The organism is Flintibacter hominis (genome assembly GCF_014287965.1).
Taxonomy (GTDB): domain Bacteria; phylum Bacillota; class Clostridia; order Oscillospirales; family Oscillospiraceae; genus Lawsonibacter; species Lawsonibacter aceti.
Genome location: NZ_JACOPO010000004.1, coordinates 65,777 through 92,277 on the forward strand (window position 1 = coordinate 65,777; position 26,501 = coordinate 92,277).

Annotated in this window: 28 protein-coding genes and 1 riboswitch; of the genes, 11 read left to right on the top strand and 17 right to left on the bottom strand. The window is 55.9% G+C overall.

The window, feature by feature from the left end; translation table 11 throughout:
• Positions 1 to 10 precede the first annotated feature (10 nt).
• Together H8S11_RS07330 and H8S11_RS07335 are read left to right on the top strand one after the other, a co-directional pair.
• Positions 11 to 757: an ABC transporter ATP-binding protein gene (locus H8S11_RS07330; protein WP_147570649.1), complete on the top strand. Its 747-nt coding sequence runs from the start codon at positions 11 to 13 to the stop codon at positions 755 to 757.
• Positions 758 to 827: 70 nt separating this feature from the next.
• Complete coding sequence (locus tag H8S11_RS07335; RefSeq protein ID WP_186852692.1) at positions 828 to 1,574, top strand: sulfite exporter TauE/SafE family protein; 747 nt, start codon at positions 828 to 830, stop codon at positions 1,572 to 1,574.
• A 441-nt stretch (positions 1,575 to 2,015) separates the two neighbouring features.
• Here H8S11_RS07335 and H8S11_RS07340 read toward each other — a convergent pair whose 3' ends face one another.
• Complete coding sequence (locus H8S11_RS07340; RefSeq protein WP_186852693.1) at positions 2,016 to 2,327, bottom strand: MGMT family protein; 312 nt, start codon at positions 2,325 to 2,327, stop codon at positions 2,016 to 2,018.
• Positions 2,328 to 2,497: 170 nt separating this feature from the next.
• On the opposite strand from H8S11_RS07340, the gene H8S11_RS07345 reads away from it, so the two are divergent.
• From H8S11_RS07345 to H8S11_RS07370, 6 genes are all read left to right on the top strand, one after another.
• Positions 2,498 to 3,511: an aldo/keto reductase gene (locus tag H8S11_RS07345; protein WP_186852694.1), complete on the top strand. Its 1,014-nt coding sequence runs from the start codon at positions 2,498 to 2,500 to the stop codon at positions 3,509 to 3,511.
• A 1,350-nt stretch (positions 3,512 to 4,861) separates the two neighbouring features.
• Positions 4,862 to 5,647, top strand: a complete 786-nt coding sequence (locus tag H8S11_RS07350) for a 5-oxoprolinase subunit B family protein (protein ID WP_186852695.1) — start codon at positions 4,862 to 4,864, stop codon at positions 5,645 to 5,647.
• Position 5,648: 1 nt separating this feature from the next.
• On the top strand, positions 5,649 to 6,662 hold the full coding sequence (locus tag H8S11_RS07355; protein WP_186852696.1) for a 5-oxoprolinase subunit C family protein: 1,014 nt from the start codon (positions 5,649 to 5,651) through the stop codon (positions 6,660 to 6,662).
• Positions 6,663 to 6,912: 250 nt separating this feature from the next.
• A complete protein-coding gene (locus tag H8S11_RS07360; protein WP_186852697.1) occupies positions 6,913 to 7,674 on the top strand; it encodes a LamB/YcsF family protein in 762 nt (253 codons plus the stop codon).
• A gap of 39 nt (positions 7,675 to 7,713) precedes the next feature.
• Positions 7,714 to 8,496, top strand: coding sequence for a putative hydro-lyase (locus H8S11_RS07365; RefSeq protein ID WP_186852698.1), 783 nt, complete (start codon positions 7,714 to 7,716; stop codon positions 8,494 to 8,496).
• Positions 8,497 to 8,543: 47 nt separating this feature from the next.
• Positions 8,544 to 9,791, top strand: a complete 1,248-nt coding sequence (locus H8S11_RS07370) for an Nramp family divalent metal transporter (RefSeq protein WP_186852699.1) — start codon at positions 8,544 to 8,546, stop codon at positions 9,789 to 9,791.
• 324 nt (positions 9,792 to 10,115) lie between these two features.
• Here the strand turns inward: H8S11_RS07370 and H8S11_RS07375 are convergent, their stop codons facing one another.
• From H8S11_RS07375 to H8S11_RS07430, 12 genes are all read right to left on the bottom strand, one after another.
• On the bottom strand, positions 10,116 to 10,790 hold the full coding sequence (locus tag H8S11_RS07375; RefSeq protein WP_186852700.1) for a hypothetical protein: 675 nt from the start codon (positions 10,788 to 10,790) through the stop codon (positions 10,116 to 10,118).
• A complete protein-coding gene (locus tag H8S11_RS07380) occupies positions 10,765 to 11,280 on the bottom strand; it encodes an RNA polymerase sigma factor (protein ID WP_186852701.1) in 516 nt (171 codons plus the stop codon). Before H8S11_RS07380 ends, H8S11_RS07375 begins: the two co-directional genes overlap by 26 nt.
• A gap of 146 nt (positions 11,281 to 11,426) precedes the next feature.
• Positions 11,427 to 11,858, bottom strand: coding sequence for a CBS domain-containing protein (locus tag H8S11_RS07385; protein ID WP_243200982.1), 432 nt, complete (start codon positions 11,856 to 11,858; stop codon positions 11,427 to 11,429).
• A gap of 92 nt (positions 11,859 to 11,950) precedes the next feature.
• Positions 11,951 to 12,736, bottom strand: coding sequence for an ABC transporter ATP-binding protein (locus H8S11_RS07390; protein ID WP_186852702.1), 786 nt, complete (start codon positions 12,734 to 12,736; stop codon positions 11,951 to 11,953).
• Positions 12,730 to 13,671 carry an ABC transporter permease gene (locus H8S11_RS07395; RefSeq protein ID WP_186852703.1) on the bottom strand — a complete coding sequence of 314 codons (942 nt, stop codon included), beginning with the start codon at positions 13,669 to 13,671 and terminating at the stop codon, positions 12,730 to 12,732. The genes H8S11_RS07390 and H8S11_RS07395 overlap by 7 nt, the downstream gene beginning before the upstream one ends.
• Before the next feature lie 76 nt (positions 13,672 to 13,747).
• On the bottom strand, positions 13,748 to 14,857 hold the full coding sequence (locus H8S11_RS07400) for an ABC transporter substrate-binding protein (RefSeq protein ID WP_147570657.1): 1,110 nt from the start codon (positions 14,855 to 14,857) through the stop codon (positions 13,748 to 13,750).
• 511 nt (positions 14,858 to 15,368) lie between these two features.
• Entirely contained in the window at positions 15,369 to 15,968 is a 600-nt protein-coding gene (locus H8S11_RS07405) for a hypothetical protein (protein WP_186852704.1), read from the bottom strand.
• Positions 15,969 to 16,039: 71 nt separating this feature from the next.
• Positions 16,040 to 17,242, bottom strand: a complete 1,203-nt coding sequence (tuf, locus tag H8S11_RS07410; protein ID WP_147570659.1) for an elongation factor Tu — start codon at positions 17,240 to 17,242, stop codon at positions 16,040 to 16,042.
• Positions 17,243 to 17,359: 117 nt separating this feature from the next.
• On the bottom strand, positions 17,360 to 19,468 hold the full coding sequence (gene fusA, locus H8S11_RS07415; protein ID WP_147570660.1) for an elongation factor G: 2,109 nt from the start codon (positions 19,466 to 19,468) through the stop codon (positions 17,360 to 17,362).
• A gap of 18 nt (positions 19,469 to 19,486) precedes the next feature.
• Entirely contained in the window at positions 19,487 to 19,957 is a 471-nt protein-coding gene (gene rpsG, locus H8S11_RS07420; protein WP_147570661.1) for a 30S ribosomal protein S7, read from the bottom strand.
• Positions 19,958 to 20,128: 171 nt separating this feature from the next.
• Positions 20,129 to 20,551: a 30S ribosomal protein S12 gene (rpsL, locus tag H8S11_RS07425; protein ID WP_147570662.1), complete on the bottom strand. Its 423-nt coding sequence runs from the start codon at positions 20,549 to 20,551 to the stop codon at positions 20,129 to 20,131.
• 86 nt (positions 20,552 to 20,637) lie between these two features.
• On the bottom strand, positions 20,638 to 20,877 hold the full coding sequence (locus H8S11_RS07430; protein WP_147570663.1) for a L7Ae/L30e/S12e/Gadd45 family ribosomal protein: 240 nt from the start codon (positions 20,875 to 20,877) through the stop codon (positions 20,638 to 20,640).
• A 359-nt stretch (positions 20,878 to 21,236) separates the two neighbouring features.
• Here H8S11_RS07430 and H8S11_RS07435 point away from each other — a divergent pair, with 359 nt between their 5' ends.
• Positions 21,237 to 21,422, top strand: coding sequence for a ferredoxin (locus H8S11_RS07435; RefSeq protein WP_147570664.1), 186 nt, complete (start codon positions 21,237 to 21,239; stop codon positions 21,420 to 21,422).
• A gap of 41 nt (positions 21,423 to 21,463) precedes the next feature.
• Here the strand turns inward: H8S11_RS07435 and H8S11_RS07440 are convergent, their stop codons facing one another.
• From H8S11_RS07440 to H8S11_RS07455, 4 genes are all read right to left on the bottom strand, one after another.
• Positions 21,464 to 22,192, bottom strand: coding sequence for an NAD-dependent protein deacylase (locus H8S11_RS07440; RefSeq protein WP_186852705.1), 729 nt, complete (start codon positions 22,190 to 22,192; stop codon positions 21,464 to 21,466).
• Between the two features lie 25 nt (positions 22,193 to 22,217).
• Positions 22,218 to 22,733, bottom strand: coding sequence for a hypothetical protein (locus H8S11_RS07445; protein ID WP_186852706.1), 516 nt, complete (start codon positions 22,731 to 22,733; stop codon positions 22,218 to 22,220).
• 2 nt (positions 22,734 to 22,735) lie between these two features.
• Positions 22,736 to 23,125 (bottom strand): DUF4430 domain-containing protein, encoded by a 390-nt coding sequence (locus tag H8S11_RS07450; RefSeq protein ID WP_186852707.1) that lies wholly within the window; start codon positions 23,123 to 23,125, stop codon positions 22,736 to 22,738.
• 37 nt (positions 23,126 to 23,162) lie between these two features.
• A riboswitch (cobalamin riboswitch) is annotated at positions 23,163 to 23,341 on the bottom strand.
• A gap of 139 nt (positions 23,342 to 23,480) precedes the next feature.
• On the bottom strand, positions 23,481 to 23,834 hold the full coding sequence (locus H8S11_RS07455) for a cupin domain-containing protein (protein ID WP_186852708.1): 354 nt from the start codon (positions 23,832 to 23,834) through the stop codon (positions 23,481 to 23,483).
• Positions 23,835 to 23,978: 144 nt separating this feature from the next.
• On the opposite strand from H8S11_RS07455, the gene H8S11_RS07460 reads away from it, so the two are divergent.
• Both H8S11_RS07460 and H8S11_RS07465 read left to right on the top strand, forming a co-directional pair.
• A complete protein-coding gene (locus tag H8S11_RS07460) occupies positions 23,979 to 24,308 on the top strand; it encodes a winged helix-turn-helix transcriptional regulator (protein ID WP_147570669.1) in 330 nt (109 codons plus the stop codon).
• A 39-nt stretch (positions 24,309 to 24,347) separates the two neighbouring features.
• The gene (locus tag H8S11_RS07465) at positions 24,348 to 26,498 is read left to right on the top strand and encodes a Tex family protein (protein WP_186852709.1); all 2,151 of its coding nucleotides are present in this window, start codon (positions 24,348 to 24,350) and stop codon (positions 26,496 to 26,498) included.
• Positions 26,499 to 26,501: the final 3 nt, after the last annotated feature.

Genomic DNA, 26,501 nt, shown 5'->3' on the forward strand with positions numbered 1-26,501 from the left:
GAGGTACTCTATGAGCGAGCAAGAATATAAAGTACGGGTGGAGCACCTGACCAAATACTTCGGGGACCTACATGTGCTGGACGATGTGTCCTTCAATATCAAAAAGGGAGAATTCCTGTGTGTGGTAGGCCCCACAGGCTGTGGTAAGACCACCTTCCTCAATCTGCTCACCCGCATCTATATGCCCACAAAGGGAGAACTCTATATCGACGGTGAGCCCGCCGATCCCAAAAAACACAGTTTGGCAGTGGTGTTCCAGGAGCCTTCCTCCATGCCTTGGCTCACGGTAGAACAGAACCTGCGTTTCGGCTTGGAAATCAAGAAGCTGCCCAAAAATGAGATTGATCGTCGAGTAGAAAATATCATCAAGCTGTTAGGCCTAGAAGAGTTTCGTAACCGCTACCCTCACCAGTTGTCCGTTTCTACCGCCCAACGCATCATTATCGGACGCGCTTTTGCCCTCCAGCCTGACCTGTTGCTGATGGATGAGCCATATGGACAGATGGACATCAAACTGCGCTTCTATCTGGAGGATGAGGTTATCCGCTTGTGGAAGGAAATCGGTACCACCGTGGTTTTCATTACCCACAACATCGAGGAGGCCGTGTATCTAGCTGAACGCATCCTAATCCTGACCAACAAGCCGGCCCACATCAAGGAGGAAGTGCAGGTAGACCTACCACGTCCGCGGGATGTTACCGCTCCTGACTTCATTGCAATTCGAAATCATGTGACCGAACAGATCAAATGGTGGTAAGATAAAGCGGGGAAGCCCTTGGGCCGCCCCGCTTTTCTTAAATGCCAAACTCGACGAAAAGGAGGGTAACATGAATCAGCCCCAGATTATGCTTCTTGTAGCAGTCATCAACTTTGCCGCCGCTTTTTTTCAAGGAGCTGCCGGCTTTGGCTACGCTCTAATGGCCATGGCCCTGATGCCCCTCTTTCTACCCATGTCTGTATGTTCCGCCATTTCCGCGGTGACTGTGGTTGTCATTGGTCTCCAGATGACCCTAGCCCTCTGTCGGGAACTGCAGTGGCGGCTGATTGTGTTGCCCGTGTTCTCCTGTCTGACCACCATCAATCTGGGCCTGTATCTACTGGACCAGTTTGATGAACTTCTTCTGCGCATCATCCTAGCCTGTCTGCTTCTGTTGGTAACCGCTATTTTTTTCATCATGCGCCGCCGTCAACTGGTGCTGCCCAACCGCTGGTATACAGCTGTTGGTGCCGGGCTGATTACCGGAATTTCCACCGGCATGTTCAATATTGTGGGGCCTTTCTTTTTGGTCTATTATATGAATGTGTGCGAAACCCCCTTGAATATGAAAGCCAGCCTAGAGTTCAGCTTCCTTCTCTCCGGGCTCTATTCGAGCGCCATGCATCTGTTTGTCTATCACAACATCACGTTGGAGGCGGCACCTATGTTAGCCACCTCCGCAGCGGCAGCACTGCTAGCCGGCGTACTTGGGTTGAAAGTGTTCCGGAAGATCGACAAGAACAAAATCTCACTGGTGGCCTATATCCTGTTGCCCCTCATGGCCGTCAATCTAATCATCACCGGACTGAGTGTCTGATCCCTTTTGTAAAGAGGAACCCAAGCGTACTTGGCTCTTGGGGTGGTCTTTCTGGGTGCGTGGCTGTGGTCCCTCCCTACTTATGTGCGGTCCAAGGGTCAGTGAACAGAACCGCTTTTCCTGTCTACTATGACCATGGCGGAGCACCGCACTTCTACGGCCATATAAGTTGAGCAGATTTTTTGCTTTTGTTAGCCATCCCTCTTCACAAAATCTGACTGTATCTACAAATCTGCCTATATATTTTTAGACTTTGCCGCAGAGCTTCTTTTCAATAGTCTCTGAGAAAGCAGACAATCCAGCTTTCGGTATCCCCTCTTTTGCTTTTTTCATCCAACTTTTTGGGAGAGACCGAGCCAGTCAGAGAAACAGCATGAACTCCGGTTGCTTTCCTATACTGAACAGTCAATGTTCCTGTGGGAGAGCCCCTGCACCAGGTTTCTATTCCTCTTCGCCGTACCACATACAGGCCGTCAGGTCCACTCCGCCATCCAGCCGGAAGGGCACCCCCTCCATCTCCAGCAGCAGGCGCTGACTCTCCTTTCCCAAAGGGGAGAAAGCGTCGCTCAGTCCCCCAAGGCGGTTGACCACCCGGTGGCAGGGCAAGTCCGCCGGCGCCCTATTCAGCGCACAGCCCACGATACGAGACAGCCTGGGATTGCCAAGCAACCTGGCAATCTGTCCATAAGTCGTTACTCGGCCATAGGGTATCCGGGCCGTGATCTCATAGACCCGCTGAAATACGTTGTCCAAACGGCTCCCTCCCGTACTGTGTCTTTTTCCCGATTATAGCACCCGGCCCCGTCGGTGTCTACCGTTGTCTCTTTTTCCGATAAAATGGGGCCTCCTACTTGACATCGGGGACAAACCGTCATTTAATAGAGGCCAGGGAGCATAATCCATAAGGAAAGGGAGGAATATCTATGACTACGATTACTCTGGGCGGTACCGGCATCCAAATCGAGAAAAATGGCTTCGGCTGCCTGCCCATTCAGCGTATCTCCCAGAAGGAGGCCGCCTATTTGCTGCGGAAGGCTGTGGACGGCGGCATGAATTATTTTGACACTGCCCGCTCTTACAGCGACAGTGAGGAAAAGATCGGCTACGCCTTTCAGGGGATTCGGGACAAGGTCATCCTCGCCACCAAGAGCCACGCCAAGACTGGCCAGGAGCTAAAGGAGCACCTGGAAACCAGCCTGCGGAACCTGCGCACCGACTACATTGACATTTACCAGTTCCATAACCCCGCCTTCTGCCCCAAGCCCGGCGGCGAGGATGGCTTGTATGATGCCGCCCTGGAGGCCAAGGCCCAGGGCAAGATCGGCCATATCTCCATCACCAATCACCGGCTGGCCGTGGCCCATGAGGCCATTGACTCCGGGCTGTACGCCACGCTCCAGTTCCCATACAGCTATCTGGCCGGGCCCCAGGAGCAGGAGCTGGTGGACAAGTGCCAAAAGGTCGGGATGGGCTTTATCGCCATGAAAGGAATGGCCGGTGGCCTGATCCGAAGCGGGCCGGCCGCCGCCGCCTGGATGGCTCTGCAGCCCACTGTGGTTCCTATCTGGGGTGTTCAGCATAAGTGGGAGCTGGATCAGTTCCTGTCCGCTGTCCGGGAAACACCAGCCATGACCGAGGAGTACCAGCAGATCATCGACCACGACCGCAAGGAGCTGGCCGGCGACTTCTGCCGAGGCTGCGGCTACTGTATGCCCTGCCCTGCTGGTATCGAAATCAACCAGTGTGCCCGGATGTCTCTGATGCTCCGCCGGGCTCCGGAGGCCAGCTGGCTGTCTGACCAGTGGCAGGCGGAGATGAAGAAGATAGAGAACTGCCTACACTGTAATCAATGTAAATCAAAGTGTCCCTACGGTCTGGATACACCCAGGCTGCTGGCGGAAAACTATCAGGATTATAAGACCTACCTGGCTCGGTAACAACAAGGGGGGCCACGGAGCAAGTTTTCATATCAAAAGTTGTCTCTCAGTTGGACCTAAAATGAATCACAGCAGCTTGTATAGGCGGCTTGGGACTTAGCGGTACACCCATAAGAACATAATTATTCGGTTACAGGACAGCATAGTGGATTGCTATGCTGTCCTGCTTTTTCTCCGCCTCTAATGGTCCGCTTGCCATCTTCTTGTTTCACTTCCCTGATAAAGTTCTAGACAATCTGTATCTTTTGTCCGCAGTGTCCACTTAACAATCCGGTACATAAGCAATGGATCATGAAACACTGAAATCCCAGTCGTTGGCAAACTGTACTGCAGTTACCCCATGCCTTGTTTTGTACACAAAATTGTGTGTTTTAAAGCTATGGGCAAATATACCTGAAAGCATTTTCACAATTTATCTTTCCTCGGGAACTTATGACAGAGAAAAATCCGCTCACCCGGTATGATGATCTCAAGGAAAAGGAACTGCCCACCTTGGGAACACCAAAGGTGATGATCCGGGTTCCAGGCAGGGGAAAAAGCGGTTTAGAACACAACCTTGATCGCCATAGTTGCAGAAGGTCAGATTCAGGGTCTCTGTATACCTTACAGTTAACCGCGCCCTGTTTGAGACGGTGTAGAAATAGCTGGAATTGGGCTGACTGTGGTTAGAATCTGTAACCCCATTACCCACATATTCCCCTACTAGTACCTATTCGCCTGAGAGGTGCCTTGGGATATCTTCGGAGCAGCTCATGTTGATTAATTATATTGAAGTTCTCATCGTTGACATTCTCCCACAACAGCCAAACGCAGCGCACATTCTCTACCATTTGCACGGACTGTTCCGGCATCCATTTAGGATGACAGATCATTTTAAAGAGGACTCTTATCAGGCTGAGATACGATTATTTTTGGCGATCCTATACAGCGTATGTGAAGGGCATGTGCCGCATGGCAGATAGAAAAGTAGGGAGGCGCAAAAATATGAGACTTATTCATTAGAGAGAAGCAGCCCTTTTTTTATCGGTTAAAAAATAGGCCGCAAAGATAAAATAGTAAAAGTTAGCAAATTAAAGTATTTCTTAAATACTCACAAACAGTCTTAAAGAAAGTGAAAATTTTTTGTTTATTCATTATATATTTTTTGAGATAACTCTATAATCTTATTCGTATTTTACTTTAACGTGGCAGAGATAGTAAAATGAGCCTGGATTAACATTCTAATTAGTTTATTAGGAAGTTATTTTGCTGGGCCTAGCAATCTTGACGCAACTCTGGTGCCCATGAGATTGTGTTGGGTTGCGTGTTATGAGCCCCTGCCCTGTTATTGGAAGGGAGAATGCTGAAGTTATGGCTGAATTTGTGATCAAGCCTGTAGGCGACTGTGCCCTGTGCGCTGAGTTTAAAAATGAGATCAGTGTAGCCGTCAACCAGCAGGTCCATGCACTGGATAGAGCACTGTCCACCGCCCATATTCCGGGTGTGGTGGAAACAGTGCCTGCATACCGGACGCTGATCGTCTATTACAGGCCTGAAGTGGTGCGATATGAGGAATTGAAGGCCTGTATCTTAGCCTTGACTGACTTCTCAGAAAGCAAGGCCAGCGTTGGTGGCCAAGTCATCGAACTGCCGGTGCTTTATGGAGGAGAAGTGGATCTGGATCCAAACGCCCCACACTATGATGGCTGGGACGGACGGGAAACGGCCCCAGACCGAGAGGATGTGCTGGCTCATGAGAAGATCACCTGGGACGAGTTTGTTCACCGCCACTCAGCTAATTTGTGCTACATCTATTTCCAGGCCTTTGCCATCGGTCACTCCTATGTGGGCAATCCGGTCAAGACCTTCACCGTTCCTCGTCGGACCACTCCGCGGACCAAGATACCTCAGGGCTCTATTGCCATCTGGGCGGACCAGACGGTGCTCAATGGCTTCGATCTTCCCTGTGGCTGGCAGGTGGTGGGCCGTACACCCGTAATGCTCTATGATGATAAAAAAGATCCGGCCTCATTTTGCCTGTCCGGGCAGTGGCTCAAGTTCGTACCTATTGACCAGGTGGAATACGCCAGGATCCGGAAACTGTCCCTGGCCGGTGAATATCAACCGGTTACCTACGAAAGAAAGGTAGGTGAGTAACATGGGACTCAAAGTGATCTCTCCTGGTCCTCTGACCAGCGTTCAGGATGAAGGCCGCTTTGGCCACCAGCGCATTGGAATGTCCCCCGCGGGAGCTATGGACCTCCACTCAATGCGCCTGGCTAACCTGCTGGTAGGCAATGACCTGGGTGAGGGCGTTCTTGAAATGACTTTTTTGGGCCCTAAGCTCCAGTTTACCCAGGACAATGTGTTCGCGTTAACTGGCGCTGATATGGGCGCTACATTGGATGGAGTTCCTGTCCCACTAGGGCAGGCCTGGCCAGCTAAGGCAGGCAGCGTACTCCAGATAGGGCCAGCCCGCGCAGGCTGCCGAGGTTATCTGGCTGTGGCTGGGGGATTGGATGTCCCGGTTCTCTATGGAAGTAAATCCACCTTGCTCCGATCTGGACTTGGCGGATTTCAGGGCAGAAAGCTGGCTGCCGGAGATACCATTCCCTTTGCCTCTCCTAGGGCCCAGATTCCAAATCTGGCGGTCCGCCGTCTGCCACCTCAACCCCCTATTTCCAAAGAAATTACTGTCCGGGTCATATTAGGTCCCCAGGACGACCGCTTTACTAAGGAAGGACTGGATACCTTTTTAAACAGCACCTTTACCGTGGATGAGAAATCTGACCGTATGGGATACCGACTCAACGGACCCAAGGTAGAGCACAGCACGGATGCCAACATCATCAGCGACGGCATTCCCTTGGGCGCAGTCCAGATACCCGGCAGCGGACAGCCCATCATCATGATGAGTGAGCACCAGGGCTCCGGCGGCTATACCAAGATCGCCAATATCATCTCGGTGGATATCCCCCTGGTCGCTCAGTGCGCTCCCGGTGATAAAATTCGGTTCCAAGCGATCAAGTTGGATCTGGCGCAGGAACTTTATCTGGCTCAGAGGGCCCAGTATGAGCGGTTACGTCAGGTCTATGACCAGGACTTTAAGTCCATCTACCGGGTAAGCGTCAATGGCAACACTTACTGTGTAGGCATTTCCCCAGCAAAATGAAAAGGCCGCTTGGATCCACAGATTCCAGCTGAAAAGTTTTAGGATTCTTATAGAAATAGGTATAAGTAAGACCTCGGCTTTTAGAATGTGCTACAGAATCATTTGAGATATCACAAATCCCATTGACTATCTTTGGATACAGGTCTATACTGTAGGCGGCAAAGGCAAAGACGTCTTTCGGGATATATCCTGACAAGATGTCTTTGCCTTTTTGTATTTTCATCTGAAAACAGAAGCAAGGAGGAACCATATGTACCAAGTAGATCTGAACAGCGACCTGGGTGAAAGCTTCGGCAACTATACCCTGGAAGCAAATGACGAGATCATGCGCCATGTGTCTTCAGCCAATGTGGCCTGCGGCCTCCATGCCGGTGATCCAGTGGTTATGGCTCACACGGTGGCTCTGGCCAAAGAGTACGGCGTGGGCGTGGGTGCACACCCCAGTTACCCTGATCTGCAGGGTTTCGGACGGCGGCGGATGATTATGAAAAAGGAAGAGTTACGGGACTTTATTACTTACCAGATCGGTGCCCTTTACGCCTTTACCAAGGCTGCCGGTGTCCCTCTGCTCCACATTAGTGCCCACGGCGCCCTGGGAAACGTAGCCCAGGCCGATATGGATACCGCCCGTGCGGTATGTGAGGCCACCGCCAGCTTCGACGATTCTATCCGTATTCTGTACTACGGCAACTCCTGCCTGAAGGATGTAGCGGACCACATGGGGCTTCCAACTGTATCCTTGGCCTTTGCGGACCGGGGTTATATGGAGGATGGCTCACTAGTCCCCCGGGGACAGCCCGGCGATATGATCAAAGATGCGGACCAAGCCGTGGCCCGGGTGATCCGGATGGTCAAGGAGGGGAAGGTCACCACCTCTGCTGGGAAGGATATCGGCATCAAGGCAGAGAGCATTCTGGTCCATGGTGACGGAGCCCACGCAGTGGAATTTGTGTTAGCCTTGAAAGCCGCTTTCCATCGTGAAGGCATCCAGATCAAAAACTTTGCCCAATGATGACTGCGGAGCAGAGATATGGCAGAAAGGACGGATATCATGCAAGACTACAGTTCCCTCTCTCCCGCTGAGTTGCGGGCGAAATTCCGCACTGGGGAGTTAGTGCTCCCCACCGCCGGGCTGTGCCCTGGTTACATCCAGGGCAACTTGGTTATCCTGCACCGCCGCTATGGCGAAGATTTCCTCCAATTTATGAAGCAGAATCCTAAGCCCTGCCCCATCTTAGAGGTCTTTGACCAAGGCTCTCCCATCTCTCACAAGATGGCGGAGGGGGCTGATATCACTACGGATATCCCTCTCTACCGCATCTACCGTAACGGTGTATTCGAGGAGGAAGTCAAGGATGTCAGCGGCTATTGGAATGAGGACATGGTAGGCTTCCTCATTGGCTGCAGCCTCACCTTTGAATCCAGGCTGGTGGAAGCCGGTATCCCGCTAAAGCACTACGAAGAGAATAAGCGGGTTCCTATGTTTGATACCAATATCGCCTGCAAGCCTAGTAAGCTGTTCCACGGCAATTATGTGGTGTCCATGCGCCCGGTCAAGAAGGAACTGGTGGACTTGGCTGTCAAAATCACAGAACCCATGGACTACGCCCACGGCGCTCCCGTCCAGATTGGCGATCCTGATGCCATCGGTATCAAGGATGTGCTCCACCCTGATTATGGTGATCCGCTGGATATCGGTCCTGACGAGGTTCCAGTCTTTTGGGCCTGCGGTGTCACACCCCAGAACGTAGCCACTCAGGCTAAACCTGACCTTCTGATCTCTCATTCCCCAGGCTATATGCTCATCAGCGACATAGACAGCAGCAAGTTGTAAGGAGAACATCAGCCCCCCAAAATCTAAAAGGAAATGGAGTACAACGTATGAACGAAGCGAAAAAGCCCAGCGCGATGGACTATTTGAAAGCCGTTGGCCCCGCCATCGTCATCTCAGCCGTTGTGGTCGGACCCGGCAGTGTCACCACCGCTTCTTCCATGGGCGCCAGCTATGGCTACAAGCTCCTGTGGGTCATTATCCTGGCCGCCCTAGCCTCTTTCTTTTACCAGTTGCCCGCTATCCGCGTGGCTCTGGCCAAGGAAGTCACCATCATGGAAGCGGTGCGTATGCGCTTCGGTAAAATATGGGCAATGGTCCTGTACTACTGCATCATGTTCGGCTGCCTGATTTTCCAGGCGGGCAACTTCACCGGCGCCGCTATGGCTATGAACTACTTTGTCCCTCAAATCTCTCTGATCGCATGGGCGGCTATCATGATTGGGCTGGCGTTTGTGCTGGCCTGGACCTCCCGCTACGGCATTCTGGAAAGCTTTACCAAGGTACTGGTCATTCTGATGGTCGTCGCCTTCGTCGCCACCGCTATTGGTTCTCAGCCCAATATGTCTGACCTGGTGTCCGAGGGCTTCTCCTTCCAGATTCCTAATGGTGACTACATGCTAGTCCTGGCTATGCTGGCTACCACCATGGTACCGGACATTCCGGTTTCCCTGTCCGCCTTGCACAAGCAGCGCTACTTCAAGAAGGGCTCCTTCGAGGCCGGTCTGCCTCAGGAAACTAAAATGAAGATGGCCCACTTCGATCTGGTGTTTGGCTGCATTGTCACCGCCCTAATCACCAGCGCTATCGTTGTCTGTTCAGCCACTAACCTGTTCCCCCTAGGTATCACTGTCAGCAGCGCCTCCGACATGGCCGCTCAACTGACTCCTATTCTGGGCCGCTATGCCGGTATTCTGTTCTCTCTGGGCCTATGGGCCGCCGCCTTCTCCTCCGGTCTGTTCCGCATTGAGTTGTTACCTATGTTGTATAATCAGGCCACCGATCAGGAAGAGGATATGAAGGCTCCTCGCAGCCGTCTCTGGATGATCCTAGGTGCCGGTATTCCCCTGATTTTCATCTTCCTATTCGGAGCCTCCCCCGCGGAACTGGTCATCATGGCCCAGGCCTTGAACGGTCTGTTGCTGCCTATTATCTGCGGCATTATCTGGAGAATCACCTCGGATAAGAAGTTCATGGGTGACCACGCTAATCGACTTTACCTAAACATCATCTTTGCTGTCATCTTTGTGGTCACAGTTCTGTTGGCTATCCGTGTATTCATCAATCTGATTGGTTAATCTGCTGCCACTGTCGTCTGAAGAGCTGAATCTAGGGTCTGGAATCTTATGTGCCACAAGATAAAAGAATACATATAGAGATCTGGCGCATAAAAATTGGAATGAAGGGGGACTATGTCCCCCTTCATTCTCATTTCAAGGGTAAGATTTATGGATGGAACTGTGTAGTTGCTGGTTTCATTGGCACGACTGACGCCACAGGCTTACCAGCCCGACATGAAAAGTCCTAGAGGAAGTGCTATGATAAAGCGACATCTGGAAGATATGAGACAGAAAAACTTCTTGGAACCCTATCTCTCCCACTGGACACGCCCTCGCTGTTTGTCATTTCTGGTTCAGTGTTCCCGATGTCCGTGGGCTGGCGTCATTCTCACCGTTCCCGATAATGGTAACCATGCCCTCTTCCTGCTCCGCCTCGACCTGTTCAAAAGGAAGCCCGTTCATAAAGGAGCCGCCCAGTGCGTCCTCTACGGTTTCACTGTCATAGTAGACGGTCCCGTACTCCTCTCCATCGGCCTCCCCGATGGACACGGCCATCTCCCACTTCTCCACGTTACCCTCCACCGTGACTCTCAAATGAGTTCCGAATGTAGTCCTGTCGTACACATAGCTGCCGTCTGCCTCAAGCTCCTCTGTGATATCCACTTCCTCCCCGTTTACTACCAGAATAGCCTGTCCATCCCTGTTTTCTACCGTGGCCTGGGGTACTTCTAAGGTGGTAATATGCTCGCCGGTATCCATGATCATGTCCTGTCGGTATTGGTCCACCTTGATGACGGACACGATCTGTCCGAATATCTCCTGGGCGGCCTCTGGGTTGGCTGCCCCCACCCCCACTACCATCATAGTGATGGCGGCGCAGGCCACCAATATGGTCCGCATAGTTCGGCGGGAGTTCTTACGGTCCTTGTTTTCAGTCATGGCGATGATCTCCTTGATCTTTTCCTCGGAAGCGTTGAGCTCCCGGCATGCGTTACGGTACACTTTGGGGTCGAACATAGACACTTCCCTCCTTCTCTTCCTCCTCGGACAATTCCTTTCGCAGCCGGGCCCGGGCCCGGAGCAGCCAGGTCTGCACCGTGGATGGATTGGCACGCAGGGCGGCGGCCGTCTCGGCCACACTCAGCCCCTCGTAGTAGTAGAGATATATGACCAGCCTGTATTTCGGCTCCAGGGCCATCACCGCCCCCATCAGCTCCGCCCGCTCCCGGTCCTCGGGTGCGGTCAGCTCATGCCATTCCTCCAGCGGGACGGCAGTGCGCCGCCAAAAAGAGCGGAGCATTTTGCGGCTCTCGTTCACCGATACCCGCAGGAGCCAATGCTTCATATGGTCCTCGCTCTCAAACTCTGCTTTCTGCTCAAAAAGCCGAAGCAGGACCGTCTGCATCACGTCCTCGGCGTCTTCCCGGCAGCCCAGAGCGTGGTAGGCCACCCGATAGATCATGTCGCCATAGGTCTGAGCCGCCCGGCTGAACTCTTCCTGGGTCAAAGCCGCTCACCTCCTTGGAAGTCTCTGTTTGAAAGGCCTTTCATTCAGTAATATCCGCCAGAGGCGGTAAAAATCTCACCACAAAAGAAAAAATTTGGGGCCGCCACATCTGTGGCGGCCCTGTGAAGGTTCAGTAGCAGATCCTGTTACATATGGGCAGCGGGCTGCTCCACGTTCAGGACAGTAAGTCTTTTGATGATATTTTGGCGGGTCACAATGCCCACAAAAGCGCCTCGGTCGTCCACCACGGGGATAAAGCTCTGGCGCAGAGCGCGCTCCACCAGTTCCTCCAGGGCCACATCGATGCGTACCGCCGGATTGAAGCCGGGGCGGATTACCCTGCGGAGGGGCTGCTTCTCCTGAGTTTGGATATCCCCGCTCCCCTGGTCCAACAGGCACCAGAGGAAATCCCCCTCGCTGACTGTACCCACATAGCTCCCATCCTTGGCCAGCACTGGGATAGCGGTATAGCCGTGGAAACGGAGCTTCTCCAGCCCCTGGCGGATGGTCCAGTCCTCATAGAGCCAGGCCACGTTTGTCTTTGGTGTCAGCAGAGATATCACATTCAATACTCTCAATCCTTTCCGGCGGGGAGGCCCCCTATATCTCTATGGACAGGATAGCACAGATTGAGGCAAAAGTCTGTAAAAAAACTGTGAAATCTGCCCTCTCAGGAGAGCAAAATACGGTCGTTGTCCAGGCCCCTGCCCACCCCTGCCTTGAAGCGTGCCAGCAGGTCAGACACTGTCATTCCCTTCCGCTCCTCCCCCTGGATGTCCAGCACGACGCGGCCGGAGTCCATCATCAGGGTGCGATTGCCCAGCTCCAGTGCCTGCTGCATATTGTGGGTGACCATCAGGGTGGTGATCCTGTTTTCCGCCACAACCTCCCGTGTGATCTTCAACACCTTCTCCGCCGTGGCAGGATCCAGGGCGGCGGTGTGCTCATCCAATAAGAGAAGCCATGGCGGATTCATGGTAGCCATGAGCAGGGTCAGGGCCTGGCGCTGTCCGCCGGACAACAGCCCCACCGGCTGCTTGATTCGGTCCTCCAATCCCATATCCAGCAGAGCCAGCTGGTCCCGGAATCGCTGTCTGTCCTTCTGTGTCAGGGGGGCGAACCAGCCGCCGCTCCCGGCGGCCAGGGTCAGGTTTTCTTCAATCGTCATGTGGGGCGCAGTCCCCCGCATGGGGTCCTGGAACAGCCGTCCAATATGCTTGGATCGCTTGTGCTCGGCCATGAAAGTGATATCCTGGCCGTCCACGAGAATGCAGCCGCTATCCACGAGAAAGCTGCCGGCGATGGCGTTGAACAGGGTGGACTTGCCCGCCCCGTTGGAGCCTACGATTGTGACGAAGTCTCCCCGCTCCAGGTGGAGGTCCACCTGGTCTAAGGCCTTCTTCTCATTCAGCGTTCCTGGATTGAAGGTCTTGGAGATGTGGTCCAGCTTCAGCATTTGACTCCGCCCCCTCTCTTTCTGGCGGCCAGCTTCTGCCGCTGCAACGCGATCAGCTTTCTTCCCTGTGGGGCGGCGATGGCCACGGCCACAATCAGGGCAGACACCAGCTTGAAGCCCTCGGTAGGCACGATGCTGGTACTGATAGCGACGGCGATGATGATGCGGTACAGACAGGCCCCCAGAATGACTCCGAACACCCGGCGGGGAATGGAGCCCCGGCCCATTAAGCTTTCCCCGATGATCAGGGAGGCCAGGGCAACTGTCACCATTCCGGTACCCAGATTGATGTCACAGCTCTTGTTTAGAAGTCCAATCAGGCAGCCCGCCAGCCCTGTGAGGGAATTGGACAGACACAGTCCCACAGTAATGGTAAAGGAGGGGTTGATGGAGGAAGCCCGGACCATGTCCGCGTTGTCCCCTGTGGCCCGGATAGACAGGCCCAGCCGGGTGCGGAAAAAAAGGACTACCAACAGGGCGGCCACCAGAAGGATCACCGCCAGCACCACCAGCTCATGCCACTTAGCCCACCACTCCCAGGGAAAAAGCTCCTTGCACAGCGTAAATAGGGAATCACTGCCGTAGATAGACAGGTTGGAGGACCAGCCCATCACCGCCAGGTTGACGGTGTAAAGCCCTGTGTTGACGATGATGCCAGCCAGGATGCTCTCCACCCCAAGCTTGGTCTGGAGAAAGGCGGTGACAAAGCCGGAGCAGGCTCCAGCCAGCATGGCGGCGGGCAGGGCCAGCAGGGGATGCCCGGCCAAAGTGACAGTTGCCCCTACGGCAAACCCCAGAGTATAGCAGCCATCTGTGGACAGGTCGGCAATATTAAGAATCGAGAAGCTAATGAACAGGGCCATGGCCACCAGGGAGTAAATCGCCCCCACCTCTAGTGCAGTCTGGAGGGCTGGCAGGGATAAAATAGCGGGCACAGGGATTCCTCCTTATGGCGGTACTGGGGACGCCGCACTGGGCGGCGTCCCCAGACCGAGGTTTTACAGAATGGACTCAGCTGAAGCTCTGGGCGGTGGTAATCTCCACCACGCCGATACCAAGGGTGGCAAAGGCAGCCTTCACATCATCTAGGCTCAGACCGATGGCCTCACAGGTTTCTGTGTTGATGGTGGCCGCTTCGTGGGCCAGGATGACCACAGGAGTGGTGGCGGGGTCAGCCCCGTTCACCAGCAGGTCCACCACCATATCGGCGGTCTCGGCCCCCAAATCGTCATAGTCAACGCCGTACCCAAAGAAAGCGCCATTCAGGGCGAAAGAGTTGGCACCGGTATAGTGAGGGATCTTAGCCTCGTTCAGCTTCTCAAAAATAGACAGTTCGGCCTGCATCACGGTGTTATCCGTTGGGGTGAAGATGGCCTCCACACCGGCGCTGATCAAGGCGTCCACAGCGGAGTTGACCTCGTCAGTATTGGTGCCGGTTTTTTCCACATAGGAGATACCGCTGGCATCCAGGAAGGCCTTAGCCTCCTCGATAGGCTTCTTGGAGGAATCCTCAGACTTGGAGTAGAGCAGGCCCACGGTCTGGATGTCGGGGTCTACGGCCAGCATCATCTTCATGATCATCTCGGTGTTCAGGGCGTCGCTGACGCCGGTGATGGTACCGCCAGGAGCGTCCATGTCCTGGACCAGATTAGCGGTGACAGGATCGGACACCGCAGCGAAGATGATTGGGATGTCCTCATCGGTGACTACAGACTGCATCACCTGGGCGGCCGGCGTAGCGATGGGCACGACCACATCTACCCCGTCAGCCACCAGTTGGGCGGCGATCTGATTGAGTGTGGTGCCGTCCCCCTGCCCATTATAGGTATAGTCGGCGTAATTGAAGGTCACTCCCAGCTCGGCGCTCTTGGCATCCAGCTCCTTCTGGACGTTCTTCTCGATCTGATCCAGAGAGGCGTGGTCCATATACTTGACCAAGCCGATCTTATACTCCGTCTTTGCAGCAGAGGCGGAACTTCCTCCCGCGGCGGTCCCATCGGAACTGGAAGCGCCAGAGCTGCCGGAGTCATTTCCGGCTCCTGTGCAGGCGGCCAGGGTCAGCGCCAGGGACAGGGACAGGGCCGCAGCCAGGAGCTTCTTCAAAGTGCTGTTCTTTTTCATGGTATTTACCTCCATTATTTGCCCGGTTTGGGCTTAGATTGGTTTGGGTGGGTGATGGAGGGGCCGTTGCCGGCGGCCTTTGTTTCAGAGTATAAAAAAACAGCCCCCTATCCCACATAATATGGGACAAGAGCTGTACTCCTGCGATACCACCCAAATTGACGTTTGCACGTCCGCTCGCTTCACGCGCCATCACGCGTGCCCGATGGATAACGGGTGGGTCCCCGTCGGCATCTACTAGGTCTCCCGTTCAAGCCGCCCTCGAAAGTCCATTCACTCGGCCGCTCCCCGCCCCGATCTCACCCTCCGGGACTCTCTTCAGGTTTGCCGCACCGGCTACTCCTCTTTCTCAAAGGTTTACCGCTGTCTAATTGTTGGGATTATTATAGCCGCTCCCCGTCTCCTTGTCAACCCCCCTCTTGAAAAAATATTGTGGGAGCTTTCAACGTCCTATCCATCCATACGAATAATGGGGGCGTTCTCCCCTCAGGTCAAACGCCCCCAAACCAGGTCAGATAAGAAATTCGCTGCTCTGCTTGAGATAACGCAGATAATACACCAACGCCACCAGGGATATTGCCAAACTTGCAAACACCGAGATTAAGGGCAAGATGAGTGACGGAGAATCCAAGAGACTGCCAGAAAGCAGCAGGCACAACAGCGTAATCCCCCCGGACAGGAACGCTGCCCCAAAGGAAATGAGCTGCCATCTCCATGCCTTTTTTCCCAGCTCCATCTGGCCGGCAGCGCCCCTTGACTGTAAAACCGCATTGGTCCCCTTAATTACAAAATAAGTCATGAGCAGGTTGCAGATATCCTGGGCCATGCTCATCAGGGCACCGAAAATTGTTTCATCATTCGCGAACAGGCCGACTACAAACACGATGACCAGAGTGATCACCGCGTTCCTATATGCCTGGTGCTCATTGCGCAGCTTCACCAAGCCCACTAACGAAATGACCGTCCCCCCCAAGACCGCCATTGACACTAAAAATATCAAGGGCGGGATAATCCACGCAAGGATCGTACATAGAATACTGGCAATTATAATCATATTGCCCACATACATCAGCCTCAGGGACTGGGCCACTTTTTCGTAGTTATATTCCACACCGCTCGCCTCCTGTTTCATAATAGAAAAAGAGCGGGCCTCTTCAGAAGTCCGCTCTTTTGATAGGAAACTTACTCGTTGATGCCGATGACGACGCCGGAACCCACGGTACGGCCGCCCTCACGGATGGCGAAACGCAGGCCCTGCTCGATGGCGATGGGGGTGATCAGCTCCACGTCCATGTCCACGTTGTCGCCGGGCATGCACATCTCAGTGCCCTCGGGCAGAGTGATGATGCCGGTCACGTCGGTGGTACGGAAGTAGAACTGGGGCCGGTAGTTGTTGAAGAAGGGGGTGTGACGGCCGCCCTCGTCCTTGGACAGGACGTAAACCTGGCCCTTGAACTTGGTGTGGGGATGGATGGAGCCGGGCTTGCACAGCACCTGGCCACGCTCGATGTCGGTCTTAGCGATACCGCGCAGCAGGCAGCCAGCGTTGTCGCCAGCCTCGATGAAGTCCAGAGTCTTGCGGAACATCTCCATGGAGGTGACCACGGTGCTCTTCTTCTCCTCGGACAGGCCCACAATCTCGACGGTCTCGCCGGCCTTCAGCTGGCCACGCTCCACACGGCCGGTAGCCACAGTGCCGCGGCCGGAGATGGTGAACACGTCCTCGACGGGCATCAGGAAGGGCAGAGAGTCATCACGGGGAGGAGTGGGGATATACTCGTCGACAGCATCCATCAGCTCCTTGATGCAGGCGAAGTCGGGATCATTCACATCGCCAGACTCGCAGGTCAGAGCGTTCAGAGCGGAACCCTTAATGATGGGGATCTCGTCGCCGGGGAACTCATAGGAGGACAGGGTCTCACGGACCTCCATCTCCACCAGCTCCAGCAGCTCCTCGTCGTCCACCTGGTCACACTTGTTCAGGAAGACAACAATAGCGGGCACGCCTACCTGACGGGCCAGCAGGATGTGCTCCTTGGTCTGAGCCATGGGGCCGTCGGTAGCGGCAATAACCAGGATAGCGCCGTCCATCTGAGCAGCGCCGGTGATCATGTTCTTGATATAGTCGGCGTGGCCGGGGCAGTCGACGTGGGCGTAGTGACGCTTGTCAGTCTCATACTCCACGTGGGCAGTGTTGATGGTGATGCCGCGCTCGCGCTCCTCAGGAGCCTTGTCGATGCTGGAGTAATCCTCATACTGGGCCTTGCCCTGCAGAGCCAGGTACTTGGTGATGGCGGCAGTCAGGGTGGTCTTGCCGTGGTCAACGTGACCGATGGTGCCGATGTTTACATGGGGCTTAGTACGCTCAAATTTTGCCTTAGCCATTGGAATTTCCTCCTTATATTACAGTTATAGACGTAACTTGCGTGGGTTCCATCGCATCAGGGACATTTTATCCTATTCTGAGCGCAAATGCAACCCTATTTTCCAACACACCCGGAATTAATCCTGGGTGTTGCGGCCGCGCTCGGCAATGATCTTGTCGGCGATGCTCTTGGGGATCTCCACATAGCTGTGGGGCTCCATAGAGTACTGGCCACGGCCCTGGGTGCTGGAACGCAGGTCGGTAGCATAGCCAAACATATTGGCCAGAGGCACCAGGGCGTCGATCTGGGTGGCGCCGGGACGGCTCTCCTGGCCCTGGATCTGGCCGCGGCGGCTGTTCAGGTCACCGATGACATTGCCCAAATAGTCGTCGGGCACGATGACGGAAACCTTCATGATGGGCTCCAGCAGAATGGGTGTGGCCTTGCGGCAGGCCTCTTTGAAGGCCATGGAGCCGGCAATCTTAAATGCCATCTCAGAGGAGTCCACCTCGTGGTAGGAGCCGAAGGTCAGGTGTACCTTCACATCCACTACCGGGTAGCCGGCCAGAACACCGGCCTGCATGGCTCCCTGGATACCAGCGTCAACGGCGGGGATATACTCCTTGGGGATGACGCCGCCGGTGATCTCGTTCAGGAACTCATAGCCCTTGCCGGACTCGTTGGGCTCCACCGTGATGCGGACGTGGCCGTACTGGCCCTTACCGCCGGACTGACGGGCATACTTGGTATCCTGCTCCACGCTCTTCTTGATGGTCTCCTTATAGGCCACCTGGGGAGCGCCTACATTGGCTTCCACCTTGTACTCCCGGAGCAGACGGTCCACGATGATCTCCAGATGGAGCTCGCCCATACCGGCGATAATAGTCTGGCCGGTCTCCTCGTCGGTGTAGGTCTTGAAGGTGGGGTCCTCCTCGGCCAGCTTCATCAGGGCAATGCCCATCTTCTCCTGACCGGCCTTGGTCTTGGGCTCAATAGCCACACGAATCACGGGTTCGGGGAACTCCATGGACTCCAGAATGATGGGAGCCTTCTCGTCGCAGAGGGTGTCGCCGGTGGTGGAATTCTTCAGGCCGATCACGGCGGCGATGTCGCCGGAGTAGCAGCACTCAATGTCCTCCCGGTGGTTGGCGTGCATCTGCAGGATGCGGCCAATGCGCTCTTTCTGCCTCTTAGTGGAATTCAAAACGGTGGTGCCGGTGTTCAGCACGCCGGAGTAAACACGCACAAAGGACAGGCGGCCCACAAAGGGATCGGTGGCGATCTTGAAGGCCAGAGCGGAGAAGGGGGCGTTGTCGTCAGCGGGACGCTCATCCTCCTCCTCAGTATCAGGGTTGACACCTTTAATGGCGGGGATGTCGATGGGAGAGGGCATATAGTCCACAATGGCATCCAGCAGCTTCTGCACACCCTTGTTTTTGTAGGAGGTGCCGCACACCACGGGGACCATCAGGTTATCGATGGTGCCCTTACGGATGGCGCGACGGATCATATCCTCAGGAACAGGCTGCTCCTCCAGGACAAGTTCCATGATCTCCTCATCAATGTCGGCACAAGAGTCCAGCAGCTTGGTGCGGTACTCCTGGGCCAGCTCCATCATATCGTCGGGGATCTCCTCCACCCGCATATCCTTGCCTACCTCGTCGTAGTAGACGTCAGCCTTCATCTCCACCAGGTCGATGATGCCCTTGAAGGTCTCCTCCTTGCCGATGGGGAGCTGGATGGGCACGGCGTTGCACTTCAGACGGTCGTGGATCATGTTGAGCACGTTGTAGAAGTCGGCGCCCATAATGTCCATCTTGTTGACGTAGATCATACGGGGGACCTTATAATGGTCGGCCTGGCGCCAGACAGTCTCAGACTGAGGCTCCACACCACCCTTGGCGCACATGACGGTCACAGAGCCGTCCAGCACGCGCAGGGAGCGCTCCACCTCCACGGTGAAGTCCACGTGGCCCGGGGTGTCGATGATGTTGATACGAGTCTGGGGGAACTGATCCTTGGTTCCCTTCCAGTAGCAGGTGGTGGCGGCGGAGGTGATGGTAATGCCGCGCTCCTGCTCCTGGGCCATCCAGTCCATGGTGGCGGTACCCTCATGGGTCTCGCCAATTTTGTAGTTGACGCCGGTGTAGTAGAGAATACGCTCGGTAGTGGTAGTCTTACCCGCGTCAATGTGGGCCATGATACCAATATTACGGGTATTCTCCAAAGAAACTTTTCTAGGCATACTTTGTCTCCTCTTAGATTACCAGCGATAGTGAGCGAAAGCCTTGTTGGACTCGGCCATCTTGTGGGTGTCCTCACGCTTCTTCACGGCGCCGCCGGTGTTGTTGGCAGCGTCCATAATCTCGCCGGCCAGCCGCTCCTTCATGGTCTTCTCGCCGCGGTTGCGGGCATAGGCGGTCAGCCACCGCAGACCCAGGGTCTGACGACGCTCAGGCCGGACCTCGATGGGCACCTGGTAGGTAGCGCCGCCTACACGGCGGGCCTTGACCTCCAGGGAGGGCATGATGTTCTCGAGAGCCTGGGTGTAGACCTCCATGGGGTCCTTCTCGGTCTTCTCCTTGATGATGTCAAAGGCGCCGTAGACCACCTTCTGAGCCACGCCCTTCTTGCCATCCAGCATGATGCTGTTGGTGAGCTTGGTAACCAGGACGGAGTTGTAAAGCGGATCAGGCAGAACCTCCCGCTTGGGTACATTTCCTCTTCTGGGCACTTTGCTTCCCTCCTTCTTATAAAATTAGAAATCATAGGTACTCGAACCGTTTCGCAAACGATCCGTGTAATGCCTGTCCGAGGTCTGCCTAACAATATATAGGTAAACGCTCGGCAAGGCGGGGTTGCCTTGCGCAAACGCACAATGCAATTTCAGTGTGAAGTAACCCTCTTACTTCTTGCCGGCCTTGGGACGCTTGGCGCCGTACTTGGAACGGGCCTGCATACGGCCGTTGACGCCCTGGGTATCCAGAGTGCCGCGGATGATGTGGTAACGCACACCGGGAAGGTCCTTGACACGGCCGCCGCGGATCATGACCACGGAGTGCTCCTGCAGGTTGTGGCCAACACCGGGGATATAGGCGGTGACCTCGTAGCCGTTGGTCAGACGCACACGGGCGATCTTACGCAGAGCGGAGTTCGGCTTCTTAGGAGTAGAAGTACGGACCGCGGTGCACACACCTCTCTTCTGGGGAGAAGGCAGATCAGTGCTCTTGTTCTTCAGGGTGTTCAGACCGTGCTGCAGGGCGGGAGAGGTGGACTTGTAAGTCACCTGCTGGCGTCCCTTGCGTACCAGTTGGTTAAAAGTAGGCATGGTTTTCCTCCTTTCTGAAAATCTGCCCCTGAGGGGGCGTAATATATTTTAACAGAATAAGGAAATCTTATTCCATTAAAATCAAATCACAGCAGGACAGCCACTGCACTGCCCACTGCAATGGAGCAGGCGGCGCCCAGCTCTTTCATGGTGGAGACCTCCTCCACCGGGACTTCCTTTTCTTTGGCCAGCCTCGCCAGCGGCTCGGTGACCCGGGGGTCTGCGTCGGCGGCCAGGAACAGCTTTTTAGCCCGCCCGTCGTTGAGGGCGCGCTTGACCTGCTTGGCCCCTGCCACCTTATCGGCGCTGTTCAGTTCACTCAGCATTCCGGTGCCCTCCTCCCTCCTGTTTCAGAAGCAGTCATCGGGTAAAAGGGCGCAATAGCCCCTACCACCGCAAGTTGAGATTATAGCATTTTCTCTCCCTCCCGTCAAGGAAAATCCGCCGTGAAATCCACAAATTTTCTCTCCCCGTCCCTGTTTTTTCGGCAAATGGCAAAATTTTTTCCCTTGGAGGCCACGCCCTCCGTAAAGATATTGCGTCTATGCAGGCAGAGGGATCTGTTCACAGGGGCCAAATACGCTGCTAAGATGATGGATTCTTTGAATCGATCTTCAGGCAAATCAAGAATAAAACACGGGGATAGCGCCATACTATGGAAACTCTATGATAAGGAGGAGCCTGTATGACCGCCCATGTAAATGAAAACTGTATCGGCTGCGGCCTGTGCACCGGTATCTGCCCCACCGCCTTTCTTATGACGGACGAGGGGGTGGCCGCCGCCCGGGACGAGATCCTGCCAGAGTGGGAAGGCCAGGTCCAGGAGGCCGCCGAGAGCTGCCCCACCAGCGCCATTGAGATATCACATTGAACACAGAGGGGGCGGGCCCATGGGCCCGCCCCCTCTGTGCTCTATCCTTCTGCCTGTATCTGTTCCAATATCCTTCCAATGGGTCCGGCGATGGCTAGGTCCGCCCGCCTGTCGTATGGCGTGGGGCTCTTGTTAATGAGGACCAGCCGGTCTCCCCGGTAGTAGTTCACCAGACTGGCCGCCGGGTAGACCGCCAGCGAAGTGCCCCCTATGATGAGCAGGTCCGCCTGCTGGATATCGGCCAGAGCTCCCTCCAGCACCCGGCTGTCCAGCGACTCCTCATAGAGGACCACATCAGGCTTCACCGTCCCCCCACAGGAACAGGTGGGTATCCCCTGGCTGTCACGTATAAATTCCACGGGATAGGGCTTTTTACAGCGCATACAGAAATTCCGGTGGACCGAGCCATGCAGCTCCCACACCCGCTTTGACCCGGCCATCTGGTGCAGCCCGTCAATGTTCTGGGTGACCACTGAGCGGAGCTTACCCACTCGCTCCAGCTGGGCCAGCTTCCGGTGGGCCGTATTGGGCCGGGCATCCAGGCAGAGCATTTTGTCCCGGTAGAAGCGGTAAAATTCCTCCGGCCTTCGGTCAAAGAAGGTGCGGCTCAAAATCTCCTCCGGGGGATAGTCATACTTCTGGTTGTACAGGCCGTCTACGCTTCGGAAGTCAGGAATGCCGCTCTCGGTGGACACTCCAGCCCCGCCGAAAAAGACAATGGACTCGCTCCCGTCGATCCACTCCTGAAGCCTTTTGATCTGTTCCTCCATGGTCGTTCTCCTTCTTCGGCATGATTCAGCGGAACACTTTGTCCCGCAACTTACACAGGACCTGATACAGCGGGTCGGCCAACACCAGGGCCAGGACAAAATTTCCCCCACAGTGGAGCAGGTCCGCCGGGATACCGGATATCCACCAGGACAGGGCCGCCCAGGGGCCGCCGGTGACCCAATAGGGGACCGACATCAGCGCCCCGAAGGCCAGTCCAAAGGTGCCGCTTGCCATTGCGAGTAACAGCGGGCGGCCCGGAGGCAGCTTGGTACAGATCAGGCCCCACAGGGGCCAGACATAGAGATAGCCTAACCACCACATAGGGTTGAAGCCGTACAGCAGTCCCTCTACCACCACAAAGGGAAGGATGATCGAGAGGACTTGCCTTCCAAAAACAAGAGCGTACACCAGGATGAGCAGGGAGACCGGCTCGATGTTGGGCAGAGGGGACAGGACCATCTTCAACACCGTCAGCGTGGAGGCCATCAGTCCACAGAGCACCACTTTTTTCGCCCCGTTGAGGGGTCTCCTCTCTCCCATGGTCAATAGGTAGACAAAGTCAGCTCAAAGTGGTCGCCGTCCTGGACCGGGGTGGTGTCCACTCCGGTGTTCACCATCTCGCCGTCCTGGGTGACGCGCCACCACTGGTTCTCACTCTCCTGGGCGGTCTCCCCGTCTACTGTAGTAATATATAAGCCGAACTGGCTGCTCTCGCCCTTCACAAGCTTTTCCTCGACCAGCACCTGACCCAGATACTCGGCGTCAGTGTGGTAAGTAAACTCCTTAGCGCTCTCGTCCCCGTGGACCACCTCCACCACCACAGTCTTGTCGCCCACCTGGGTCTGGGGCCTGGTGAAGTACCAGAGGCCGGCCATGAGGGCGGCGACGATCATCAGCGCTGCGGCCGCCAGCAGGGTTTTCCTGTTTCTCATAATATTTTCCTTCCGCCCTTGCCGTCACTCGCGGCGCGGGCAAGCAAGCTCCCAGGCAGGTCTTCTGACTCAAGGCTCTCCACCCGCTCCCCCGCCTTCCCGGCAGATGCCGGCGGCACATCGGGGGTAGGCTCCCCTCTCACAGCGGCGTGACCGTGGACATACGTCTCTTCCCTATTCTCCCGGAAACCGGGCACCTGAGGCGGGAATATTATAGCACAGCGTCTTAGAAAAGGAAAGCAGGACTTGTGGCGTGCCGAGTTGTTGCACCATACTGGATGCCCACAGGCGCATCACTTCCCGTCAAGGGGGGCGGTCAGGGCAGTCCCTGTGCCACCTTGACCGCTTCTTTGATTCAGTGCACGACGGCGTCCTCCGCGGTGAAGCCGCCCAGGGAGCCCTCCTTGACTTGAATGCAGACATAGGTGACGCCGGAATCCTCCGCCGCGGAGAACTGTCGCTTGGCAGCCGGGGCGACCCGCAGCCAGTCCCCAGCGGCGAGGGAGACGTTCTCTCCGTCGATGATCGCCCTGCCCGCTCCCGCCAGGATACCGTAGATCTCCTCGTTTCGCCTGTGGGAATGTACAAAGGGCACCCCCGCCCCAGCGGGGAGCCGGTTGACGCTGACCTCCGCGCCGGTCAGGCCCAGCTTATCATGTAGTTCGGCGCGGTCCTCAGTCCCAATGTTGATTTTCGTGTAGTTTGTCATGGTTTTGACCTCCAAATCTTGTTTGCAAGTCGCCTTGCGTGCCTTTAGTGTACAGCCACCGCATACTCGGCTACAAGTACGCACCTTTTTATAACTGTACACGCGAAAAACGATGTGCTATACTGTGCCCGGAGGTGTATCGCCATGAAAACGAAGGAGGAACTTCCGGCCTGTCCAGTGGCCACCGCGGTATCCTTAATTGGCGGGAAGTGGAAGCTGCTGATCCTGCGCAATTTGAAGGCGCGCCCGTGGCGCTTCAACGAGCTGCAGCGGGATCTGGACGGGATCTCCCAGAAGGTGCTGACGGACAGCCTGCGCCAGATGATCGATGACGGCCTCGCCTATCGCCGGGACTATCAGACCATGCCCCCGCGGGTGGAGTATGGCCTAACCGAGCTGGGAAAAGAGATGCTGCCCATTATCGACGCCCTGGCCGATTTTGGGACCTATTACAAATCGACGCTCCAGCCGTAACGCCCCGCCACCCCAAAATTTTTCACCAAGGAGAATGCTATGGACGCTATCATTCAGGCCCTAGCCCGTGAGCTGGGCCGCAGCGAAGCACACATAAAAAATGTGGTCAACCTTATCGACGAGGGAGCCACCATCCCCTTTATCGCCCGGTATCGAAAAGAGCTCCACGGCTCCATGGACGACCAGCTGCTCCGCCAATTAGCGGACCGGCTCCAGTATTTGCGCAATCTGGAAGCCAGAAAGTCGGAGGTAAAGGCATCTATCGAGAACCAGGGCAAACTCACCGAAGACCTGGCGGCTGCCGTCGATAGGGCGATAACTCTGGCCGAGGTGGAGGACCTTTACCGTCCCTATAAACAAAAGCGGCGCACCCGGGCCACCGCAGCCAGAGAACGGGGGCTGGAGCCCCTGGCTCTGCTGCTGTTTGGCAAAGGGCCTGCCGTGACACCGGAGGAGGCGGCAGCAGATTTTGTCGATCTGGAGAAAGGCGTGGAAACTTTGGAGGACGCCCTTCAGGGGGCAAGCGATATCATCGCCGAGCTTATCTCGGACGACGCGGAGATTCGCAAGGAGCTCCGGGACCTGTATCTCCGACGGGGCGTGCTGGTCTCACGGGCGGCGGACAAGGAGCCGGAGGATAGTGTGTACCGGCTTTATTATGACTTTAAGTGTCCCGTAGGGCGCCTCCAAGGCTATCAGGTGCTAGCCGTCAACCGTGGAGAGCGGGAGGGTATTTTGAAGGTATCGGTGGAACTGGACCCGGAGACCGCCCATGTCGCTGTCCGCCGCCTCACTGTCCCTGGGGCCGCCGCTATGGAGTTCGTCCGCAACGCGGCGGACGACGCCTACGACCGACTCATCCAGCCCTCTATGGAGCGGGAGATCCGCAGTACCCTCTCTGACCAGGCCAACGAGGGAGCCATCCATATGTTTGCCCTAAATTTGAAGCCATTACTCATGCAGCCCCCAGTCAAGGGCAAGGTCACCATGGGGCTGGATCCTGGCTACCGGATGGGCTGCAAGGTGGCGGTGGTGGACGGCACCGGAAAAGTGCTGGACACGGCGGTGGTCTATCCCACCCACGGGGAGCGGCAGAAGCAGGAGTGCATCGCCAAGCTGGCCGCTCTCATCAAGAGATATGGGGTGGAGCATATCGCCATCGGAAACGGTACCGCCAGCCGTGAAACCGAGCAGATGACGGTAGAGCTCATCAAAAAGATAGGCGGTGGAGTGTCCTACATGATTGTCAGCGAGGCGGGGGCCTCCGTCTACTCGGCCAGCAAACTGGCCGCCGAGGAGTTTCCCCAGTTCGATGTAAACCTGCGCAGCGCCGTATCCATTGCCCGGCGGCTCCAGGACCCCCTGGCCGAGCTGGTGAAGATCGACCCCAAGGCCATCGGCGTAGGCCAGTACCAGCACGACATGCCCCAGGCCAGGCTGGGTGAAACGTTGGACGGTGTGGTGGAGGACTGTGTCAACGCGGTGGGAGTGGACGCCAATACCGCCTCCCCCTCCCTGCTCCAGCGGGTGTCCGGCCTGACCGCCGCCACCGCCAAGAATCTAGTGGCCTACCGGGAAGAAAATGGCCCCTTTACCGCCCGGAAGCAGCTTTTGAAGGTGCCAAAGCTGGGCCCCAAGGCCTTTGAGCAGTGCGCCGGCTTTCTCCGGGTGCCGGAGAGCGGCAGCGTGCTGGACAACACCGGCGTCCATCCGGAGAGCTATGGAGCCGCGGAAAAGCTGCTGGCGGAGTGCGGCTATACGCTGGACGACGTGAAGGCAGGGGAACTGTCGGAATTGAAGGCCAGGGCGGAGGCCATCGGGCTTGCCCAACTGGCAGAGAGATGCGGAGCAGGACTTCCTACCCTGTCCGACATCATCAAAGAGCTGATGAAGCCGGGCCGGGATCCCCGGGACGAGCTGCCGCCCCCCATCCTCCGCACTGATGTTATGGAGGCCAAAGACCTAAAGCCGGGCATGGAGCTTCAGGGCACCGTGCGCAACGTTATTGATTTCGGCGTCTTTGTGGATATCGGTGTACATCAGGATGGCCTGGTCCACATCTCTAAGCTGCCCCGGCGAGTGAAGCACCCCTCCGAACTGCTCACCGTAGGGGATATCATCACCGTTTGGGTCCTGGAGGTAGACGAGAAGAAAAAGCGGATCAGCCTAACCATGAAAAAGCCGGGGTGAATC

Coding starts and splice junctions, on each gene's coding strand:
- H8S11_RS07370 (WP_186852699.1), top strand. CDS start 8,544: ATGAACGAAGCGAAAAAGCCCAGCGCGATGGACTATTTGAAAGCCGTT.
- H8S11_RS07430 (WP_147570663.1), bottom strand. CDS start 20,877: ATGCTGAGTGAACTGAACAGCGCCGATAAGGTGGCAGGGGCCAAGCAG.
- fusA (WP_147570660.1), bottom strand. CDS start 19,468: ATGCCTAGAAAAGTTTCTTTGGAGAATACCCGTAATATTGGTATCATG.
- H8S11_RS07350 (WP_186852695.1), top strand. CDS start 4,862: ATGGCTGAATTTGTGATCAAGCCTGTAGGCGACTGTGCCCTGTGCGCT.
- H8S11_RS07330 (WP_147570649.1), top strand. CDS start 11: ATGAGCGAGCAAGAATATAAAGTACGGGTGGAGCACCTGACCAAATAC.
- H8S11_RS07390 (WP_186852702.1), bottom strand. CDS start 12,736: ATGCTGAAGCTGGACCACATCTCCAAGACCTTCAATCCAGGAACGCTG.
- H8S11_RS07345 (WP_186852694.1), top strand. CDS start 2,498: ATGACTACGATTACTCTGGGCGGTACCGGCATCCAAATCGAGAAAAAT.
- H8S11_RS07400 (WP_147570657.1), bottom strand. CDS start 14,857: ATGAAAAAGAACAGCACTTTGAAGAAGCTCCTGGCTGCGGCCCTGTCC.
- H8S11_RS07335 (WP_186852692.1), top strand. CDS start 828: ATGAATCAGCCCCAGATTATGCTTCTTGTAGCAGTCATCAACTTTGCC.
- H8S11_RS07445 (WP_186852706.1), bottom strand. CDS start 22,733: ATGGGAGAGAGGAGACCCCTCAACGGGGCGAAAAAAGTGGTGCTCTGT.
- H8S11_RS07375 (WP_186852700.1), bottom strand. CDS start 10,790: ATGTTCGACCCCAAAGTGTACCGTAACGCATGCCGGGAGCTCAACGCT.
- rpsL (WP_147570662.1), bottom strand. CDS start 20,551: ATGCCTACTTTTAACCAACTGGTACGCAAGGGACGCCAGCAGGTGACT.
- H8S11_RS07450 (WP_186852707.1), bottom strand. CDS start 23,125: ATGAGAAACAGGAAAACCCTGCTGGCGGCCGCAGCGCTGATGATCGTC.
- tuf (WP_147570659.1), bottom strand. CDS start 17,242: ATGGCTAAGGCAAAATTTGAGCGTACTAAGCCCCATGTAAACATCGGC.
- H8S11_RS07355 (WP_186852696.1), top strand. CDS start 5,649: ATGGGACTCAAAGTGATCTCTCCTGGTCCTCTGACCAGCGTTCAGGAT.
- H8S11_RS07360 (WP_186852697.1), top strand. CDS start 6,913: ATGTACCAAGTAGATCTGAACAGCGACCTGGGTGAAAGCTTCGGCAAC.
- H8S11_RS07465 (WP_186852709.1), top strand. CDS start 24,348: ATGGACGCTATCATTCAGGCCCTAGCCCGTGAGCTGGGCCGCAGCGAA.
- H8S11_RS07455 (WP_186852708.1), bottom strand. CDS start 23,834: ATGACAAACTACACGAAAATCAACATTGGGACTGAGGACCGCGCCGAA.
- H8S11_RS07440 (WP_186852705.1), bottom strand. CDS start 22,192: ATGGAGGAACAGATCAAAAGGCTTCAGGAGTGGATCGACGGGAGCGAG.
- H8S11_RS07365 (WP_186852698.1), top strand. CDS start 7,714: ATGCAAGACTACAGTTCCCTCTCTCCCGCTGAGTTGCGGGCGAAATTC.
- H8S11_RS07460 (WP_147570669.1), top strand. CDS start 23,979: ATGAAAACGAAGGAGGAACTTCCGGCCTGTCCAGTGGCCACCGCGGTA.
- H8S11_RS07435 (WP_147570664.1), top strand. CDS start 21,237: ATGACCGCCCATGTAAATGAAAACTGTATCGGCTGCGGCCTGTGCACC.